Annotated in this window: 14 protein-coding genes; 13 read left to right on the plus strand and 1 reads right to left on the minus strand. The window is 73.0% G+C overall.

The genetic code is table 11. The annotated features are described in order from the left end of the window. The 13 genes from AC3D3D_RS01330 to AC3D3D_RS01390 all read left to right on the plus strand — a co-directional run bounded on the left by AC3D3D_RS01330 (position 1) and on the right by AC3D3D_RS01390 (position 18447). Entirely contained in the window at positions 1-2847 is a 2847-nt protein-coding gene (locus AC3D3D_RS01330) for a DEAD/DEAH box helicase (RefSeq protein ID WP_463661380.1), read from the plus strand. A 392-nt stretch (positions 2848-3239) separates the two neighbouring features. Beyond that, positions 3240-4811, plus strand: a complete 1572-nt coding sequence (gene lnt / locus AC3D3D_RS01335) for an apolipoprotein N-acyltransferase (protein ID WP_463661379.1) — start codon at positions 3240-3242, stop codon at positions 4809-4811. A 25-nt stretch (positions 4812-4836) separates the two neighbouring features. Next, a complete protein-coding gene (locus AC3D3D_RS01340) occupies positions 4837-5658 on the plus strand; it encodes a polyprenol monophosphomannose synthase (protein WP_463661378.1) in 822 nt (273 codons plus the stop codon). Between the two features lie 167 nt (positions 5659-5825). Beyond that, positions 5826-6179 (plus strand): RNA polymerase-binding protein RbpA, encoded by a 354-nt coding sequence (locus AC3D3D_RS01345; RefSeq protein WP_463661377.1) that lies wholly within the window; start codon positions 5826-5828, stop codon positions 6177-6179. A 395-nt stretch (positions 6180-6574) separates the two neighbouring features. Continuing rightward, positions 6575-8332, plus strand: a complete 1758-nt coding sequence (locus AC3D3D_RS01350) for an ABC transporter ATP-binding protein (protein ID WP_463661376.1) — start codon at positions 6575-6577, stop codon at positions 8330-8332. Further along, positions 8329-10326 carry an ABC transporter ATP-binding protein gene (locus AC3D3D_RS01355; protein ID WP_463661375.1) on the plus strand — a complete coding sequence of 666 codons (1998 nt, stop codon included), beginning with the start codon at positions 8329-8331 and terminating at the stop codon, positions 10324-10326. Before AC3D3D_RS01350 ends, AC3D3D_RS01355 begins: the two co-directional genes overlap by 4 nt. A 55-nt stretch (positions 10327-10381) precedes the next feature. Then, a complete protein-coding gene (locus AC3D3D_RS01360; protein ID WP_463661374.1) occupies positions 10382-12760 on the plus strand; it encodes an ATP-binding cassette domain-containing protein in 2379 nt (792 codons plus the stop codon). A 133-nt stretch (positions 12761-12893) separates the two neighbouring features. Further along, entirely contained in the window at positions 12894-14102 is a 1209-nt protein-coding gene (locus AC3D3D_RS01365) for an ABC transporter substrate-binding protein (RefSeq protein WP_463661373.1), read from the plus strand. Between the two features lie 11 nt (positions 14103-14113). After that, positions 14114-14998, plus strand: coding sequence for a branched-chain amino acid ABC transporter permease (locus AC3D3D_RS01370; RefSeq protein WP_463661372.1), 885 nt, complete (start codon positions 14114-14116; stop codon positions 14996-14998). Continuing rightward, a complete protein-coding gene (locus AC3D3D_RS01375; RefSeq protein WP_463661371.1) occupies positions 14995-16041 on the plus strand; it encodes a branched-chain amino acid ABC transporter permease in 1047 nt (348 codons plus the stop codon). The genes AC3D3D_RS01370 and AC3D3D_RS01375 overlap by 4 nt, the downstream gene beginning before the upstream one ends. Beyond that, the gene (locus tag AC3D3D_RS01380) at positions 16038-16826 is read left to right on the plus strand and encodes an ABC transporter ATP-binding protein (protein WP_463661370.1); all 789 of its coding nucleotides are present in this window, start codon (positions 16038-16040) and stop codon (positions 16824-16826) included. Before AC3D3D_RS01375 ends, AC3D3D_RS01380 begins: the two co-directional genes overlap by 4 nt. Before the next feature lie 11 nt (positions 16827-16837). Continuing rightward, complete coding sequence (locus AC3D3D_RS01385) at positions 16838-17530, plus strand: ABC transporter ATP-binding protein (RefSeq protein WP_463661596.1); 693 nt, start codon at positions 16838-16840, stop codon at positions 17528-17530. Next, positions 17530-18447 carry a PaaX family transcriptional regulator gene (locus tag AC3D3D_RS01390; protein WP_463661369.1) on the plus strand — a complete coding sequence of 306 codons (918 nt, stop codon included), beginning with the start codon at positions 17530-17532 and terminating at the stop codon, positions 18445-18447. Before AC3D3D_RS01385 ends, AC3D3D_RS01390 begins: the two co-directional genes overlap by 1 nt. 78 nt (positions 18448-18525) lie before the next feature. Here AC3D3D_RS01390 and AC3D3D_RS01395 read toward each other — a convergent pair whose 3' ends face one another. Further along, a complete protein-coding gene (locus AC3D3D_RS01395; RefSeq protein WP_463661368.1) occupies positions 18526-18939 on the minus strand; it encodes an acyl-CoA thioesterase in 414 nt (137 codons plus the stop codon). Positions 18940-18963: the final 24 nt, after the last annotated feature.

Raw genomic sequence — 18963 nt, forward strand, 5'->3', positions numbered from 1 at the left:
ATGACCAGCCCCGCCGAGCGCTACGCCGCCGCACGACGACGCCCGGCCGGCCCCGACCCGGAGCTCGAGCTCGACGAGTTCCGCGCCGCGTTGGCCTTCTCCCTGGACCCCTTCCAGGTCGAGGCCTGCCGCGCGGTGGCCGAGGGCCGCGGGGCGCTGGTGGCCGCACCGACCGGCGCCGGCAAGACGGTGGTGGGGGAGTTCGCCGTCCACCTCGCGCTCGCCCGCGGCCGCAAGGCCTTCTACACCACCCCGATCAAGGCGCTGAGCAACCAGAAGTTCACCGAGCTGCGCGCCCGGTACGGGGCCGGCCGGGTCGGGCTGCTCACCGGGGACACCTCGATCGACGGCGACGCCGACGTCGTCGTCATGACCACCGAGGTCCTGCGCAACATGCTCTACTCCGGCTCGCCCGCCCTGACGGGCCTGGGCTTCGTGGTCATGGACGAGGTGCACTACCTTGCCGACCGCTTCCGCGGACCGGTCTGGGAGGAGGTCATCCTCCACCTCGACGAGCGCGTGCAGATCGTCTCCCTGTCGGCCACGGTGTCCAACGCCGAGGAGTTCGGCGACTGGCTCACCGAGGTCCGCGGCGACACCGCCGTCGTCGTCTCCGAGCGGCGGCCGGTGCCGCTGTGGCAGCACATGATGGTCGGGCGGCGCATCCTCGACCTGTACTCCCACGTCGTCGACCCCACCGACGTCGGCGCCGACCCGCCGCTGAGCCCGGACCTCCTCGAGGCCGTGCGCCGCGCCGAGCGGGCCACGAAGGGCCAGCACGGCCGGCCACAGCGCCGCAACCGCCCGCGCGGACGCAACCGGGCGCTCGAGGCGCGCCGGGACGACACCCGACCCGTGCGCCGGCCCGCGCGCCCCGACGTCGTGCGCGCCCTGGACGACAAGGCGCTGCTGCCGGCGATCGTCTTCATCTTCTCCCGCGCCGGCTGCGAGGACGCCGTGCGCGCCACCGTGGGCTCGGGCGTGCGGCTGACCACCGCCAAGGAGGTCGCCGAGATCCGCCGCCACCACGAGGCCGCGACGGCCGCGCTGCCGCCCGCCGACCTCGGCGTGCTCGGCTACGACCGGTGGGCCCACGCGCTCGAGCAGGGCGTGGCCGCCCACCACGCCGGCATGCTCCCGGTGTTCAAGCAGGTCGTCGAGGAGCTGTTCGCCGCCGGCCTCGTCAAGGTCGTCTACGCCACCGAGACCCTGGCCCTGGGCATCAACATGCCCGCCCGCTCCGTCGTCGTCGAGCGCCTGGACAAGTGGGACGGCTCCGGCCACGCCGCGCTCACCCCGGGGGAGTACACCCAGCTGACCGGCCGGGCCGGGCGGCGCGGCATCGACGTCGAGGGGCACGCCGTCGTCCTCTACGCCGACGGCGTGGACCCCACGCACGTGGCGGGCCTGGCCTCCCGGCGCACCTACCCGCTGCGCTCCGCCTTCCGCCCCACCTACAACATGGCGGTCAACCTCCTCCAGCGCCTCGACCTCGCCGCCGCCCGCCACGTCCTCGAGCAGTCCTTCGCCCAGTTCCAGGCCGACCGCTCGGCCGTCGGCCTGGCGCGGCAGGTCCGGCGCCACGAACGCGCCGTCGCCGACCTCGCCGAGCAGATGCGGTGCCACCTCGGGGACTTCGCCGACTACCAGCGCCTGCGCGAGGAGCTCTCCGCCGCCGAGGGCGAGGAGTCGAAGGCCCGCTCGGCCGCCCGACGCCGGGAGGCCGAGGCCACCTTCCAGGCCGTGCGGCGCGGCGACGTCGTGGCCATGAGCCGCGGGCGGCGCACCGAGCACGCCGTCGTCCTCGAGCAGGCCACCTCGGCCATCGACCGGGCCGGCATCCAGGTGCTCGGCGACGACCGCCGGGTGCGGCGCCTCACCACCACCGAGGTCCCGCACGGGCTGCAGGTCGTCTCGAAGGTCCAGGTCCCGCGCCGGTTCAACCCCCGCAACGCCGAGGAGCGCCGCGACCTGGGCTCCTCCCTGCGCAACGCCCTGGCCCAGGGCACGCGGCCGCGCGCCGACGCGCCTGGCCGCCCGGGCGCCCCTGACGCAGGTACCGCCCGTCCCGGTTCCGCCGGCTCGGGCGCCACCGGGTCGGACCGTACGCCCGGGCCCGCCGCCCGGGCCGAGCAGCTGCGCGACGCCCTGCGCGCCCACCCCTGCCACGGCTGCTCCGACCGGGAGAGCCACGCCCGGGTGGGCAGGCGCTGGTCGAGGACCCGCGCCGAGCTTGCCGACCTCACCGGACGGATCGAGGAGCGCACCGGCTCGGTCGCCCAGGACCTGGTGCGGGTCTGCGAGGTCCTCACCGACCTGGGCTACCTCGAGGACGAGCTGGTGACCGAGGACGGACGCTGGCTCGCCCGCCTGTACGCCGAGCGGGACCTGCTGCTGGCCCAGTGCCTGCGGTCGGGGGACTGGGACGGCCTGAGCCCGGCCGAGCTGGCCGCCGTGGCCACGATGATCGTCTCCTCCAACCGCACCGCCGACCTGGCCGCCGCGGGCGCCATGCGCCCCACCGGCGCACTCGGGGCCGCGGCCCGCCAGACCCACCGCCACGCGGCCCGCCTGGCCGACCTCGAGCGCAGCCACGGCCTGCCGCCGGCCGAGCCCGTCGACGACGCCCTCGTGCGGGCCGTGCTCGAGTGGGCCCAGGGCGGCTACCTCGCCGACGTCCTCGACCTGGCCGGCATCGGCGCGGGCGACCTCGTGCGCCAGTGCAAGCAGCTGCTCGACGTCCTCGACCAGGTCGCCGTCGCCGCCCCGGACCCCGCCCTCGCGCACGCCGCCTGGGAGGCGATCGGCCTCGTGAGGCGTGGCGTGGTCGCCTGGTCCTCCGTGTGAGCGGAACTTGTCCACAAGCCGTGGAGGACACGCCGAGGACCGACACGCCGGGGACTCTGCACCGTCTTGACCTGCCGCCAAGCCCCTGACCTGCACAGACACCAGATCGTTATCGATCACACCGTGCCCGACAGCCCGCGGCCCCGGGATATGTTCTCCCAACGCCCTGCGGCGGTCGGCCGGTCCTCGGACCGGCCGATCCGTCGTAGGAGACGCGGCCCGCGCGCCCAGTAGAAAACGGGGCAGGCCCCACGGGAGGCCTCCACGGTCCGAAGGGTGCGCGGGCCTCCCCCCGACCTGCAGCCGGGGAACGGTTCCGGCGCAGGTCGGCGGGGGAGCGGTGCCCCGCGGACGGATCAGCGCCCCGGCCCCGCGTTCCCTAGGCTTTCTCGGTGCCCGCCACGCTCCCTCGCCCGATCGCCCTCGCGGCGGCCGTCGTCGCCGGGCTCGCCGCCGACCTCGCCTTCGCCCCGCGCACCTGGTGGTGGATGGCGATCCTGGCGGTGGGCGTCCTGCACCTCGCGCTGCGGGGGCAGCGCCCCGGGTTCTCCTACCTCGCCACCAGCGCCTTCGGCCTCGCCTTCATGCTGCGCCACCTGTCCTGGGCGGTGCAGGCCGTGGGCGGCGGGGAGTGGCTCCCGTGGGTGGCCCTGTCCGTCCTCGAGGCGCTCCTGCTCGGCCTGTACGGACCGCTGCGCGCCTGGGCGGTGCGCGCCCTGGGGGCCGCGCGGCGCCCCGCCGTCGGGGCCCTGCTGGCCGCCGTGGCCTGGGTCGCCGTCGAGGTCATCCGCAGCAACGTGCCCTTCGGCGGCCTGCCCTGGGGCATCCTCGCGCACAGCCAGGTCGACGGCCCGCTGCTGTCCCTGGCCCGCTGGGGCGGCGAGCCGCTCGTCTCCGCGGCGGTCGTGCTCACCGGCGTCACCCTGGCCGAGGGCCTGTCCGCCACCACCCGCCTGCGCCCCTTCCGCGGCGCGCGCCTGGTGCTCACCGCCGGGCTCGTCCTCCTCGTCGGGCTCGTCGTCCCGGTCCCCACCGGGGCCCAGTCCGGGACGCTGACGGTCGGGGCGGTGCAGGTCCATGTCCCGGGCGACGGGCTCACGAGCAGCGACGAGGCCCGCCAGGTCACCGCCGACCACGCCGACGCCACCGAGGAGCTGGTCGCCTCCGGCGGGGCCCTCGACCTCGTCCTGTGGGCGGAGTCCGCGGCCGACGTCGACCCCCGCACCGACGCCGGCGTCGCGGACTCGGTCGAGCGGGCCGCGCAGGCGGCCGGCGTGCCGATCGTCCTGGGCACGCAGCGCTACGTCGACGGCGAGGACGGTGCGCGCAACCGGTACAACGAGGTCCTCGTCTGGGAGGCCGGCCAGGGTCCGGTGGGGGAGGCCTACGCCAAGCAGCACCCCGTCCCCTTCGGCGAGTACATGCCCTTCCGCGACTTCTTCCGCTTCTTCTCCCCGGCCGTGGACCGGGTGACGACCGACATGCTGGCGGGGGAGGACCCGGCCCTCGTCGAGGTCGACGTCGAGCGCCTCGGCCGCACGGTGCCCGTCGCCACCGCGATCTGCTTCGAGGTCGGCTACTCCGCCATCCTCACCGAGGGCGTCGAGCTCGGCGGGGAGATCCTCCTGGTCCCCACCAACAACGCCACCCACGGGGACACCGCGGTCAGCGAGCACCAGCTGGCGATGACCCGCTTCCGCGCCGTCGAGCTGGGCCGGTCCGCGGTGCAGGTCGGGCGCACCGGCGCCTCGGGCGTCGTCGCCCCCGACGGCGAGCTCCTCGAGCGCACCGGCGTCCTCACGGAGGCGATCTACACCGGGCAGGACCTGCCCCTGCGCACCGAGATCACCCCGGCCGTGCGCGTGGCCGGGACCGCCGGCCACCTCAGCATCGTCGTCGCGGCCGGGCTCGCCCTCGCCGGTATCGTCAGGGGCCGCCTCGACGGCTCCGGCCGCGCGCGATAGGACCGAACCACCGATGGAGCAGCACGTGAGCCGACCGACCGACCCGGACGCACCGAGCCCGGAGCACCCGCGCACGCTCGTCATCATCCCGACGTACAACGAGCTGGCCTCGCTGCCGACGGCCGTGCGGCGGGTGCGCGCCGCCGTTCCGTGGGCGGACATCCTCGTCGCCGACGACGCCAGCCCGGACGGCACCGGCGAGGCCGCCGACGCGCTGGCCGCCGAGGACCCCGGCGTGCACGCCCTGCACCGCGCGGGCAAGGAGGGCCTGGGCCGGGCCTACGTCGCCGGCTTCGGCTGGGCGCTCGAGCGGGGCTACGAGCTCGTGGTGGAGATGGACGCCGACGGCTCTCACCGCGCCGTCGACCTGCCGGTCCTGCTCGAGCGGGCCGAGCAGCCCGACGCCCCCGACCTGGTCATCGGTTCGCGCTGGGTCCCCGGCGGTGAGGTCGAGAACTGGCCGCGCAGCCGGGAGCTCATCTCCCGCACCGGCAACACCTACGTCCGGCTCGTCCTGGGCATGGGCGTGGCCGACGCGACCGCCGGCTTCCGGGTCTTCCGGGCCGGGACCCTGCGGGCGCTCCCGCTGGACGAGGTCGAGTCCGCCGGCTACTGCTTCCAGGTGGACATGACGTGGCGGGTGCACCGGGCGGGTATGCGCATCGTGGAGGTCCCCATCGTCTTCGTCGAGCGCGAGGAGGGGGTCTCGAAGATGACCGGGGGCATCGTCCGCGAGGCGCTGTGGCGCACCACCGCCTGGGGCGTGCGCCACCGGGCCGGCCAGCTGCGCTCCCTGGCCACCCGTGGCGCCCGCCGGGACCGGTCCGGAGCGGCCGAGAAGGAGTAAGGCAGGTCACACCGAAAGTTGTCCGTCCGGGGAACACCGGACGTCCGTCCGGTGTTGGCCAGGTCAGCAGGAGGTGGGTCCGAGCCCCGCGACCCCGGATCGCGGCGGGCCGGAGGACCACCGGCGCGGCGGACAGCAGCCGTGGCCCCAGAGGTGAGGAGACAGACATGGCAGACCGAGCACTGCGCGGCATGAAGATCGGCGCGTACTCGATGGAGTCCGAGGACGGCGTCGACTTCGCCGAGCGCCAGCGCATCACCTACGACTGCGTCGACGGGCACACCTACACGGTGCCGTTCTCGATGGAGGCGGAGATCCCCGCCCTGTGGGACTGCCCGACCTGCGGCAAGGAGTCCCTGCGCCGCGACTCCGAGCGCCCCGAGCCGGCCAAGCCCGCGCGCAAGGTGCGCACGCACTGGGACATGCTCCTCGAGCGCCGTTCCATCGAGGAGCTCGAGGTCCTGCTCGACGAGCGACTCGAGCTGCTGCGCAGCGGCCGGCTGCGCCGTCGCAGCGCCTGACGCCCACGCCAGACCACGCACGCGGCTCCGGACACCCCGACGGGTGCCCGGAGCCGCTCGCTGTCCGCGCCTGCTCCGGCCGTGCCCGGGGGCGGACCCTCGCCGGCTCGCCCGCCGCGGGCCGACGTCGACGGGCCCGCCGACGCCGTCCACCGGTCGGTGGACGCCCACCCGTGCCCGTCATCCCGAAGAGGGATGTGCCGTGCCGGGGGAGGAGGGTTAACCTCCCCCAGCGGCACCCGGGGTCCCGAACAATCACCTGGCGCACCCGGGGGCACCTGCCCCTACTGTGAGCCGGCCGGTCCGACGCCCTGCACCCGCACGCACCGGTCCACCCACCCAGTCCCACCGGGGCCTCGCCACCCCGCGCTCCGCACCCACGGGAAGCAGCACCCATGCTCTGGAAGCTCGTCCGGACGCACTCGCGTCCGTACCGCTCGCTCATCGCGGCGGTCCTCGTCCTGCAGCTCGTGGCCACCCTGGCCACGCTCTACCTGCCCAGCCTCAACGCCGACATCATCGACCACGGGATCGCCACCGGGGACACCGACTACATCTGGCGGGTGGGCGGGCTCATGCTCGGCGTGGCCCTGGTCCAGCTCGTCACCGCCGTCTCCGCCGTCTGGTTCGGCGCGCGGATGTCGATGTCGCTCGGCCGCGACCTGCGGCGCGCGGTCTACACGCGGGTCGACTCCTTCTCGGCCGAGGAGATGGGCCGCTACGGCGCACCCACCCTCATCACGCGAGGGACCAACGACGTCCAGCAGGTCCAGATGGTCGTCCTCATGGCGCTCAACTTCATGGTGATGGTGCCGATCATGTCGATCGGCGGGATCATCATGGCGATCCAGGAGGACCCCGGCCTGTCCTGGCTGGTGTGGGTCTCGGTCCCGATCCTGCTCCTCCTCGTCGGTGCCCTCGTCCGGCGCCTCATGCCGCTGTTCGAGCGGATGCAGTCCAACATCGACGGCGTCAACGACGTCATGCGCGAGCAGATCATCGGCATCCGCGTGGTGCGTGCCTTCGTCCGGGAGCGCCACGAGACCGCGCGCTTCGGCGACGCCAACGCCCAGCTCACCCGCACCTCGGTGCACATCGGCCGCCTGTTCGTCCTCATGGGGCCGCTCATCACCGTCGTCCTGCACCTGGCCACCGCCGCCGTCCTGTGGTTCGGCGGGATCCGCGTCGACGACGGCGCCGTCGACGTCGGGGCGCTGACGGCCTTCATGCAGTACCTCCTGCAGATCCTCATGGCCGTGATGATGGGGACCTTCATGTTCATGATGCTGCCGCGCGCGATCATCTGCGCACGCCGCATCGGCGAGGTCCTCCAGACCTCCGGCTCGGTCGCCCAGCCGGCCCGTCCGGTCGAGCCCGCCCGCGCCGACGGCACGGTCGAGCTCCGCGACGTCACTTTCGCCTACCCGGGCGCCGACGCGCCCGTCCTCGACGGCATCTCCTTCACCGCACCGGCCGGCCGCACGACGGCGATCATCGGCTCCACGGGCGCGGGCAAGTCCACGCTCGTCCACCTCGTACCGCGCCTCTACGACGCCACCGCGGGGGAGGTGCTCGTCGACGGCGTCCCGGTCACCGACCTGTCCCGCGACTCGCTGACCCGCGCCGTCGGGCTCGTCCCGCAGAAGCCCTACCTGTTCTCGGGCACGGTCGCCGACAACCTCCGCTTCGGCAACCCCGACGCCACCGACGCGGACCTGTGGACCGCGCTGGAGACCGCCCAGGCCGCCGACTTCGTGCGCGCACGCACCACCGGGGAGGGGGAGGCGGCCCGCACCGGGCTGGACTCGGCGATCTCCCAGGGTGGCACCAACGTCTCCGGCGGGCAGCGCCAGCGGCTGTGCATCGCGCGGGCGCTGGTGGCCCGGCCGCGGGTGTACGTCTTCGACGACTCCTTCTCCGCCCTCGACGTCACCACCGACGCCCGGCTGCGCGCCGCGCTGCGCGGGTACACCGACGGGGCGACCACCATCGTCGTCGCCCAGCGCGTGGCCACCATCACCGGCGCCGACCAGATCCTCGTGATGGAGGACGGGCGCATCGTCGCCCGCGGCACCCACGACGAGCTGCTCGGCTCGTCGACGACCTACCGCGAGATCGTCGACTCGCAGATGACCGCGGAGGAGGCACGATGAGCGCGGACCACTCCCTCAGCGAGGCCGAGATCGCCGAGCTGCAGGACAGCGTCGGCACCGGCGAGTGGGGCGAGGGTGGCGCCCCGCGCAAGGCCAAGAACTTCTGGGGCTCCCTCGGACGGCTCTTCAAGACCCTCGGCGGGCACAAGCTCGGGGTCGCCGGCGTGCTGCTGCTCGGCGCGATCTCCACCGTGCTCGCGGTCTGGGCGCCGACGATCCTCGGCGACGCCATGGACGTCATCTTCGACGGCGTCATCACCGGCACCGGCGTCGACTTCACCGAGCTCGGCCGGCTGCTGCTCATCGTGCTCGGCATGTACGCCGTCGCCTCGATCTTCGACTGGGCCCAGGGCTTCCTGCTCAACGAGATCGTCATGAAGGTCGTCTACCGACTGCGCGAGTCCATCGAGACGAAGGTCAACCGGCTACCGCTCAGCTACTTCGACACCCGCCAGCGCGGCGACCTCCTCTCGCGCACCACCAACGACGTCGACAACGTGCAGACCGCGATGCAGCAGGCCTTCGCCTCGCTGTTCTACGCGGTGATGACGATCGTCGGCATCACCATCATGATGTTCGTCCTGTCGTGGCAGCTCGCGCTCATCGCGCTCACCGCCCTGCCGATCGCCGGCATCGCGATCGCCGTCATCGGGCAGAGGTCCCAGAAGCTGTTCGCCGACCAGTGGCGCCACACCGGCCGCGTCAACGGCCACATCGAGGAGTCCTTCACCGGGCACGACCTCGTCACCGTCTTCGGCCGGCACGAGGCCATGCGCGAGCGCTTCGACGAGCGCAACGAGGAGCTGTTCGACGCCTCGTTCAAGGCGCAGTTCTACTCCGGGATGATCATGCCGATCATGCAGTGGGTAACGTACCTGGGCTACGTCGGCATCGCCGTCGTGGGTGGCCTGCGGGTCGCGAACGGGCAGATGTCCCTCGGCCAGGTCACCGCCTTCATCCAGTACTCCCGCGAGTTCAACGCCCCGCTGGGGGAGGTCGCCGGCATGGCCAACATGCTCATCTCCGGCGTCGCCTCGGCCGAGCGCATCTTCGAGCTGCTCGACGCCGACGAGCAGGAGCCCGACCTCGCCGAGCGCGCCGCCGACGGCACCCTCGACCCCGACGGGCCCCGGCCGGGCGTGCTCACCGAGCCCGTGCGCGGGCGCGTCGAGTTCGACCGCGTCTCCTTCTCCTACAGCGCCGACGAACCCCTCATCACCGATCTCACCCTCACCGCCGAGCCCGGGCGCACCGTCGCCATCGTCGGGCCGACCGGAGCGGGGAAGACAACGCTGGTCAACCTCGTCATGCGGTTCTACGAGATCGACTCGGGACAGATCCGGCTCGACGGCGTCGACACCGCCACCCTGGACCGCGGCGTGCTGCGCGGCCATATCGGGATGGTCCTGCAGGACGCGGTCCTCTTCGGCGGCACGATCATGGACAACATCCGCTACGGCCGCCTCGACGCCACCGACGACGAGGTCCTCGCCGCCGCGCGGGCGACCTACGTCGACCGGTTCGTGCGCTCCCTGCCCGACGGGTACGACACCGTCGTCGAGGGGGAGGGGGTCGACATCTCCGCCGGCGAGCGGCAGCTGGTCACCATCGCCCGCGCCTTCCTCGCCGACCCCGCGCTGCTCATCCTCGACGAGGCCACCAGCTCGGTCGACACCCGCACCGAGGTCCTCGTCCAGGAGGCGATGTCCGCGCTGCGCACCGACCGCACCTCTTTCGTCATCGCGCACCGCCTGTCCACCATCCGTGACGCGGACACGATCCTCGTCATGGAGCACGGCGACATCGTCGAGCAGGGCGACCACGACGAGCTCATGGCGGCCGGCGGCGCCTACCACCGGCTCTACCACTCGCAGTTCTCCCAGGGCGTCGACCCCGACGAGCTCGAGGTCGACCAGGAGACCGCGGGCGGCCGGGCGACCGCCGCGATGCCGCAGGACGCACCGGGCGGGGAGGCTGGTCCGACCACCGCCTGACCGGGCCGCACCCGGGTGTAGGGTGACCCGCCGCACCGCACCGACGGAGGACCCCATGGCGTCAGAGCCGAGCACCCAGGACGCGACCACCCACGCCGCCGACAGCCACGACCTCATCCGCGTGCACGGGGCGCGGGTGAACAACCTCAAGGACGTCTCGGTCGAGATCCCCAAGCGACGGCTCACCGTCTTCACGGGGGTCTCCGGATCGGGGAAGAGCTCGCTCGTGTTCGACACGATCGCCGCGGAGTCCCAGCGGATGATCAACGAGACCTACTCGGCGTTCGTCCAGGGGTTCATGCCGCGTCTCGACCGTCCCGAGGTGGACGCGCTGGACGGGCTGACCACGGCGATCGTCGTCGGGCAGGAGCGGCTGGCGGCGAACATCCGCTCCACCCTGGGCACGGTTAGCGACGTCAACGCGATCCTGCGCATCCTGTTCAGCCGTTTCGCCACCCCGCACATCGGCTCCCCGCAGGCCTTCTCCTTCAACGTCCCCTCCGCCACCGGCAGCGGGGCGCTGACGGTCGAGCGCGGGAAGAAGACCCAGGCGGAGAAGGCCACCTTCACCATCGTGGGCGGGATGTGCCCGACCTGCGAGGGCACCGGGTCCGTCGCCGACATCGACCTGGCCCAGATCGTCGACGAGGAGAGGTCCTTCGCCGAGGGCGCGGTCCTCGTGCCCGGGTACAAGGCCGACGGCTGGTACGCCAAGGTCTTCGGCGCCGTCATCCCGCTCGACGTCCCCGTCAAGGACCTGACGAAGAAGCAGCGCCACGACCTGCTCTACGCCCCGGCCCGCAAGATCAGGGCCGCCGACATGAACATCACCTACGAGGGGCTCATCCCGCGCATCGAGAAGTCGATGCTCAGCAAGGACCGCGACGCCCTCCAGCCCCACATCCGCGCGTTCGTCGAGCGCGCCGTCACGGCCGGCACCTGCCCGGACTGCGCCGGCACCCGCCTCGCCGAGGGGGCGCGCACCGCCACCATCGACGGCGTCTCCATCGCCGACGCCTGCGCCATGCAGATCTCGGACCTCGCCGACTGGGTGGCGGGGCTGGACCTGCCGGCGGCCGGGCCGCTGCTCGAGGGGCTGTCCGACACGCTGGCCGCCTTCGTCGAGATCGGCCTCGGCTACCTCTCGCTCGACCGGCCGGCCGGCACCCTGTCCGGCGGCGAGGCGCAGCGCACGAAGATGATCCGGCACCTGGGCTCGGCGCTGACCGACGTCACCTACGTCTTCGACGAGCCGACGATCGGGCTCCACCCGCACGACATCGCCCGGATGAACGACCTCCTGCGCCGCCTGCGGGACAAGGGCAACACCGTGCTCGTCGTCGAGCACAAGCCCGAGACGATCGCGGTGGCGGACCACGTCGTCGACGTCGGCCCGCGGGCCGGCTCTGCCGGGGGAGAGGTGGTCTTCGAGGGCACCGTGGCCGGGCTGCGCGCCTCGGGCACGCTGACCGGGCGCCACCTCGACGACCGTGCCCGGCTCAAGGACGAGGTGCGCCGGCCCACCGGTGCGCTGGAGATCCGCGGCGCCGCGACGAACAACCTCACCGGCGTCGACGTCGACGTGCCCCTGGGGGTCCTCGTCGCCGTCACGGGGGTGGCCGGCTCGGGCAAGAGCTCGCTCGTGCATGGCTCGCTGGAGGGGCGCGAGGGGGTCGTCGTCGTCGATCAGAGCCCGATCCGCGGGTCGCGCCGGTCGAACCCCGCGACCTACACCGGTGCGCTCGAACCGCTGCGCAAGGCCTTCGCCAAGGCCAACGGCGTCAAGCCCGCCCTGTTCAGCGCGAACTCCGCGGGCGCCTGCCCGGCGTGCAACGGCGCGGGCGTCATCTTCACCGAGCTCGGCTTCATGGAGACGGTGACCACCACGTGCGAGGAGTGCGGCGGCCGCCGCTACCAGGCCGAGGTGCTGCGCCACACGCTGGGCGGCCGGTCGATCGCGGACGTGCTGGAGATGCCCGTCGTCGAGGCTCTCGACCTGGTCTCCGCCGAGGACTCGGCCGTCCCCGCGGCGCGAAGGATCCTCGAGCGGATCGTCGAGGTCGGGCTCGGCTACCTCACCCTCGGCCAGCCGCTGACCACGCTGTCCGGCGGCGAGCGGCAGCGCCTCAAGCTCGCCGCCCAGATGGGCCAGGCGGGGGACGTCTTCATCCTCGACGAGCCCACCACCGGCCTGCACCTGGCCGACGTCGAGCAGATGCTCGCCATGCTCGACCGGCTCGTCGACGAGGGCCGCTCGGTCATCGTCATCGAGCACCACCAGGCCGTCATGGCGCACGCGGACCACCTCATCGACCTGGGGCCGGGGGCCGGGCACGACGGCGGCAAGGTGGTCTTCGAGGGCACGCCGGCCGAGCTCGTCGCGCAGGCGTCGACGCTCACCGGTGAGCACCTGGCGGCCTACGTCGGCCTGTGAGCCCGACGGAGACGGTAGGGGGCACAGGGTCCCGGGGTGGCTCGAGTACCGCGGAAGTTTGACGACCGTCACAAGGACGCCGTACGCTGACGGGGTCGTTGCAGTGCCGCAAACGAGCTTCCGGAGGTCCACCATGGATCGGTCCCCCCGACCTGCCCGCCGCGCCGTCGTCCTCGGCGCGGGACTGACGTCCATGGCCCTGCTCGCCGCCTGCGGTGGCGGCAGCCTCGGCGGTGGCGACGACGACGGCGGCGGCGGTGAGGACGGAGCCACCTCCATCACCGTGGGCCTGTCCTACCCGCAGTCCGGCGTCTACGCGCCGCTCGGCGAGGACATCAGCCAGGGGTTCGAGCTCTACCTCGACCAGAACGACGGTCAGCTCGGCGGGCTCGACGTCGAGCTCGTCACCGCGGACGAGGGGGAGGGGCCGCAGACCGGGGTACCCGCCACCGAACGGCTCGTCACCCAGGACGGGGCCGACGTGGTCGTCGGCATCGTCAGCTCCGCCGTCGCGCTCGGCCTCCAGGACGCGTTCGACCAGGCGGAGGTGCCGCTCATCATCGCCAACGCCGGGGCCGACGACATCACCGCCGAGGCGTCCGACTACATCTGGCGCAGCTCCTACCGCAACGGCGACGTCAGCGGCGCCATCGGCGAGCACGTCGCCGAGGCGGTCGGGGACGGCTCCGTCTACCTCATCGCGGCGGACTACGCCGCCGGCGAGGAGCACGTCGCCGGCTTCCGGGAGGCCTTCGAGGCCGCCGGCGGCACCGTCGCGGGCGAGACCTACACGCCGTTCGGGACCACGAGCGACTTCCAGCCCTACCTCAGCGAGATCCAGGCGTCGGACGCGTCGGCGGTGTTCGCCTTCTACGCGGGGGCCGAGGCCGCGAGCTTCGTCCAGCAGTACGACCAGTTCGGCCTCTCGGAGGACATCCAGCTCTACGGCAACGGATTCATCGTCGAGGGGGACCTCCTCGACGCGCAGGGTGAGGCCGCGCTGGGGATCCAGACCTCTCTGCCGTACAGCGCCATGATCGACACCGAGCGGAACACCGAGTTCGTCCAGGCCTACGAGGAGGCGTACGGCGAGTACCCCACCATCTACGCCGTCTCCGCCTACGACGCCGCAGCGGCGGTCGACGCCGCCGCCGAGGCCGCCGAGAGCATCGACGGTCCCGGCCTGGCCACCGCGCTCGGTGAGATCGGCGAGATCGACAGCCCGCGCGGCCCGTGGAGCTTCGACGAGAACCACGACCCGCAGACGCCGTACTACATCCGTGAGGTCCAGGAGGTCGACGGCGAGCTGCGCAACGTGATCATCGCCGAGCTCGAGGGCTGAGGAACCGCGGCGTGCTCGACTGGTTCGCAGCCAACTTCACGACCCTGCTCAACGGGCTCGCACTGGGCTCCGTCCTGTTCCTCATCGCCATCGGACTGTCCCTGGTCTTCGGCACGATGGACGTGCTCAACCTCGCGCACGGGGCGATCTCGCTCGTGGGCGCCTACGTCGGCGTCGCCATGTTCGACGGAAGCCCCTCGACCGGGACGTTCCTGCTCGCGGTCGTCGTCGCCGCGCTCGTCGGGTTCGCCGCCGGGGGGCTCCTGGCGGCGATGACCGGGCCGGTGCGCAACCACCTGCGGCAGGCGCTGCTCACCCTGGGCGTGGCCCTCATCGCGGCGGAGCTGCTGCGCGAGGTCTTCGGGTCGAACGTGCGCTCCGTCGCCGCGCCCGAGGCACTCGCCGGAACCGTCTCGCTGGGCGGCAGCCCGTACCCGGTCTACCGGCTCGTGATGATCGGGGTCGGCGCGGCGATCGCCGTCGCCCTGTACCTGGCCCTGGACCGCACCCGGGCGGGCGCGATCGTCCGGGCGACGGTCGCAGACCGCGGGATGGTCGAGTCCATCGGCATCCGCACGCGGGTCGTGCTCCTGCTCGTCTTCGGGGTCGGCGCGGCGCTGGCCACGGTCGGAGGGCTGCTGGCCGCGCCCATCCTCGGCGCTCAGCCGGGACTCGACGACCAGATCCTCCTCCTCGCCCTCGTCATCGTGGTCATCGGCGGCCTGGGCTCGCTCGGCGGCGCCGTGCTGGGTGCGCTCATCGTCGGCCAGGTGCAGTCGATCGGCGTGGTCCTCGCCGGGGACTTCGCCTCCTTCCTGCTCTTCGCCGCCATGGCGGCGGTCCTCCTGCTCAGGCCCCAGGGCCTGCTGCCCGCACGGACGGGGTCCCACGCATGACGACGACCGTCGAGACCGCCGAGGCCGTACGCCCGACCGCACGGACCAGGGCTCCCTCCCGCGCCTGGCTGGGCCGCCTGCTCATCGCCCTCGCCCTGCTGGCACTGGCCCTCCTGCCTTTCATCCTCGCCCCCTACCCGCTCGGTCTCGTGGCCAGGGCGCTGTCGTTCGCCCTGCTCGTGGTCAGCGTCGACATGCTCACCGGGCTCATGGGTATGCCCACCCTGGGACAGGTCGCCTACTTCGGTGCGGGTGCGTACGCCGCCGGCCTGATCGGCAAGCACGTGACGACGAACGGGTTCGTCCAGCTCGGGGTGGGTGTCGCCGTCGGTGCCGTCCTGGCCGCGTTGACGGGCGCCGTCGTCGTACGCACGTCGGGAGTCTTCTTCCTCATGGTGACCCTCGCCGTCGGCGAGCTCGCGCACCGGGCGGCGGACACCCTGCCGGCCCTCGGGGGCTCCAACGGGCTCACCGGGATCCCCGCCGTCACGCTCGTCCCCGGCGGGGATCCCCTTGTGCTGCAGGGATACGTGTACTGGTGGGTGCTCGGCGTCTTCCTGCTCGGGCTCGGCGCGGCGGTGCTCGTCTCCTCCTCGCCGCTCGGCCGGTCGATGCGCGGCGTGCGCGACGGCGAGATGCGTCTGCGCGCCCTCGGGCAGTCGACCTACACCACCAAGCTGCTCGCGTACACGCTCGCGGGCGGGATCGCCGGTGCGGCCGGTACGGCCTGGGTCGCCCAGACGCGGTTCATGTCACCGGGGGACATGGGGTTCGACGTCTCGGCGTTCGCCCTCCTCGCGGTCGTCGTCGGAGGGGCGGGCGTCCTGTGGGGACCGGTCCTCGGCGCGGGCCTTGTCATCTTCGTGAGGGACTGGCTGGGCGGCTACTTCGACGGCCGGGGCACGCTCCTGCTCGGGATCGCCTTCGTCGCCGCCGTGTATCTGCTGCCGCGGGGCATCGCCGGGATCCGGGCCCGGTGGCCCCTGGGCCTGCTGCCCGACCGACGACGAACCGGAGCGGGCGGACGGAGGACCGAGCAGTGAGCCCACCCACCGACGACGCGATCCTGCGCACGCACGACCTCACGCTGCGCTACGGCTCGCTGACGGCCGTCGACTCCGTGACGCTCGAGGTCATCCGCGGCGCCCGGCACGCCCTCATCGGCCCGAACGGGGCCGGCAAGTCCAGCCTCTTCGCCGTGCTCGCGGGCCGGACCCGCGCGACCTCCGGGACCGTGCACCTCGAGGGGCAGGACATCACCCATCTGGGTGAGGCGCGCCGCGCACGCGCCGGTCTGGTCCGGACCTTCCAGCACTCGAGCCTGTTCCTCGGGATGAGCGTGCTCGACAACGTGTGGGCCGCCGTCGAACGCTCCTCCGGTCGTCCGGTGCGGCCGTGGCCGAGCCCGCGCCGCGACCGTGCGATCCGTGCCGCCGCGATGACGCACCTGGAGAACGTCGGCCTCGCCGACCGGCACGCCGCCCTGTGCGGGGCGCTCTCCCACGGTGAACGTCGTCAGGTGGAGGTCGCGATGGTGCTTGCCTGCGACCCGCGGCTCATCCTCCTCGACGAGCCGACGGCGGGGATGTCCGTAGCGGAGACCGAGCTCTTCGCCTCCCTCGTGGAGTCCTTGCCGCGCACCGTGACCGTCGTCGTCGTCGAGCACGACCTCGACGTCGTCTTCCGGCTCGCCGAGCGGGTGAGCGTGCTCGCCGCCGGGCGCCTCATCGCGGACGGCTCGCCGGAGGCCGTTCGGGCCGACGACGCGGTGCAGGAGGCCTACCTCGGCCGGTCCGCGGGCACCGAGATGTTCGAGGTGTCCTCGTGAGCGCGGCACCGCTGCTCGAGGTGAGCGCCCTCGTCTCCGGGTACGACGGCAGCCGGGTGCTGCAAGGCATCGACCTCGCCGTGACGGCGGGGGAGTCGGTGGCCGTGCTGGGCCGCAACGGCGCCGGCAAGACGACCCTCATCGAGACGATGATGGGCCTCGTGCGAGCGAGCGCGGGCACGGTCCGGATCGACGGGAGGGACGTCACCCACCGCTCGGCCAGCGCCCGGTCGCGAGCGGGACTGGCGATCGTGCCGCAGGGCCGGCGCGTGTTCGCGCCGCTGACCGTGCACGAGACGCTGCAGATCTCCCACCGGCGGTCGGGCGACTGGACCCCCGAGCGGGTCTACGAGCTCATGCCGCGCCTGGCCGAACGCCGGACGAACCTCGGCTCCCAGCTCTCGGGCGGCGAGCAGCAGATGCTCGCCATCGGACGGGCCCTGCTGGGCTCCCCGCGGGTCCTCCTGCTCGACGAGCCCTCGGACGGGCTCGCGCCGGCCGTCGTCGACCAGGTGCGGGAGATTCTCGAGAGCCTGACCTCAGGCGGTCTGGCGACGGTCGTCGTCGAGCAGGACCTTCGCCTGGCGTTCGCCGTGGCGGACAGGGTCGCGGTCATGCGCAAGGGGGTCGTCGTGCACGAGAGCACCGTGGCGGAGTTCCGGCGCGACGAGGCGGCCGCGCGGAGCCTCCTCGGGGTGGGCTGATGGCGACCACGCGCGGCACCGGCTCGGGGGACGGGCACGGGGGCGGGACCCGCGTCGAGGCTGGTGCCGGGGGCGGTGGCGGTGGCGGTCACGAGGGCAGGCTCGCCCCGCTCATTCTCACGATCTTCGGCCTGTACGCGCGGCGCGAGGACAACTGGATCTCGGTGGCCTCGGTCGTGTCGCTCATGGCCGATCTCGACGTCGACGGGCTCGCGGTGCGGTCCTCGATCTCACGGCTCAAGCGACGCGGCGTGCTGCGCAGCGAGCGGCGCGGGGGCGCCGCCGGATACGCGCTGAGCGAGGACGCTCTCGGGGTCGTCGCCGAGGGCGACCGGCGCATCTTCGACCGGCGCCGGGCCACCGAGGAGGACGGGTGGCTGCTCGTGGTGTTCTCGGTGCCGGAGTCGCATCGGGCGCGTCGCCACGAGCTGCGCTCGCACCTCACGCGGCTCGGCCTGGGAACGATCGCCCCCGGCTTCTGGGTGGCGCCGGCCCATCTCGAGTTCGAGGTACGGCACACCCTCGAGCGGCACGGCCTGCACACCTACGTCAACCTGTTCCGCGGGGAGCACCTCGCCTACGGCGACCTGCGGGAGCGGGTGGCCCGCTGGTGGGAGCTCGACGAGCTGGGTGCCCTGTACTCGGAGTTCCTCGCGCGCCACGACCAGGACCGCGAGCTCGCCGAGTCCGGGCGAACCTCCGCCCGCGACCACTTCCGCGCCTACGTCCCGATGCTCACGCGATGGCGGCGACTGCCGTACCGCGATCCCGGCCTTCCGCTGACCCTGCTGCCCGAGAACTGGCCGGGGGAGTCGGCGCGGACGCTGTTCGAGAAGCTCGACGCCGTCATGCGCCCGCGCGCCGAGGAGCACGCACTGGGCGTCATCCGCGACCCCCGCCGGGGCGAGTCAGGCTAGGCGTGCACTGGCGGTGGGTCGGGCGAGGTACGTCGTCCGTGCCGGGCACCGGACCACGGTCCCGCGCCGGGTGCGTCCTCAGCCGTCCGTGCCAGGGCCCAGCGCGGAGACGACGTCATGGGGCCACGGCCGGGCGGACGGCGAGCCGACCGGCACGTGGGCCACGACGACGACACCGCTGGCCGCGCGGGCGCGCGGCAGGTCGCGGAACGGCTCGCCCCACACCTCGAACCGGTAGGTCATCGACGTGCGTCCCATCCGCTCGACCGTCACCACCGTGGTGGTGGGTTGGTCGAAGTAGAGCTTGGCCTCGAAGTCGATCTCCTGACGCACCCGGGGGGTGACCCCGAAGTAGTCGGTCAGTCCGTGCTCGCGGACGAGCTCAGCCTCCGCGGCCTCGAACAGCCGCATGATGGTGCTGTTGTGGTAATGCCCGGACGCATCGGTCTCGTCCCAGGCCACGGTCCGTCCGTAGCTGATCGACGCTCCCACCGTTCCTCCGTCTCCTCGAATGTC

The organism is Georgenia sp. X1117, from assembly GCF_057784635.1.

Coding starts and splice junctions, on each gene's coding strand:
- AC3D3D_RS01330 (WP_463661380.1), top strand. CDS start 1: ATGACCAGCCCCGCCGAGCGCTACGCCGCCGCACGACGACGCCCGGCC.
- AC3D3D_RS01345 (WP_463661377.1), top strand. CDS start 5,826: ATGGCAGACCGAGCACTGCGCGGCATGAAGATCGGCGCGTACTCGATG.
- AC3D3D_RS01350 (WP_463661376.1), top strand. CDS start 6,575: ATGCTCTGGAAGCTCGTCCGGACGCACTCGCGTCCGTACCGCTCGCTC.
- AC3D3D_RS01355 (WP_463661375.1), top strand. CDS start 8,329: ATGAGCGCGGACCACTCCCTCAGCGAGGCCGAGATCGCCGAGCTGCAG.
- AC3D3D_RS01360 (WP_463661374.1), top strand. CDS start 10,382: ATGGCGTCAGAGCCGAGCACCCAGGACGCGACCACCCACGCCGCCGAC.
- AC3D3D_RS01365 (WP_463661373.1), top strand. CDS start 12,894: ATGGATCGGTCCCCCCGACCTGCCCGCCGCGCCGTCGTCCTCGGCGCG.
- AC3D3D_RS01375 (WP_463661371.1), top strand. CDS start 14,995: ATGACGACGACCGTCGAGACCGCCGAGGCCGTACGCCCGACCGCACGG.
- AC3D3D_RS01390 (WP_463661369.1), top strand. CDS start 17,530: ATGGCGACCACGCGCGGCACCGGCTCGGGGGACGGGCACGGGGGCGGG.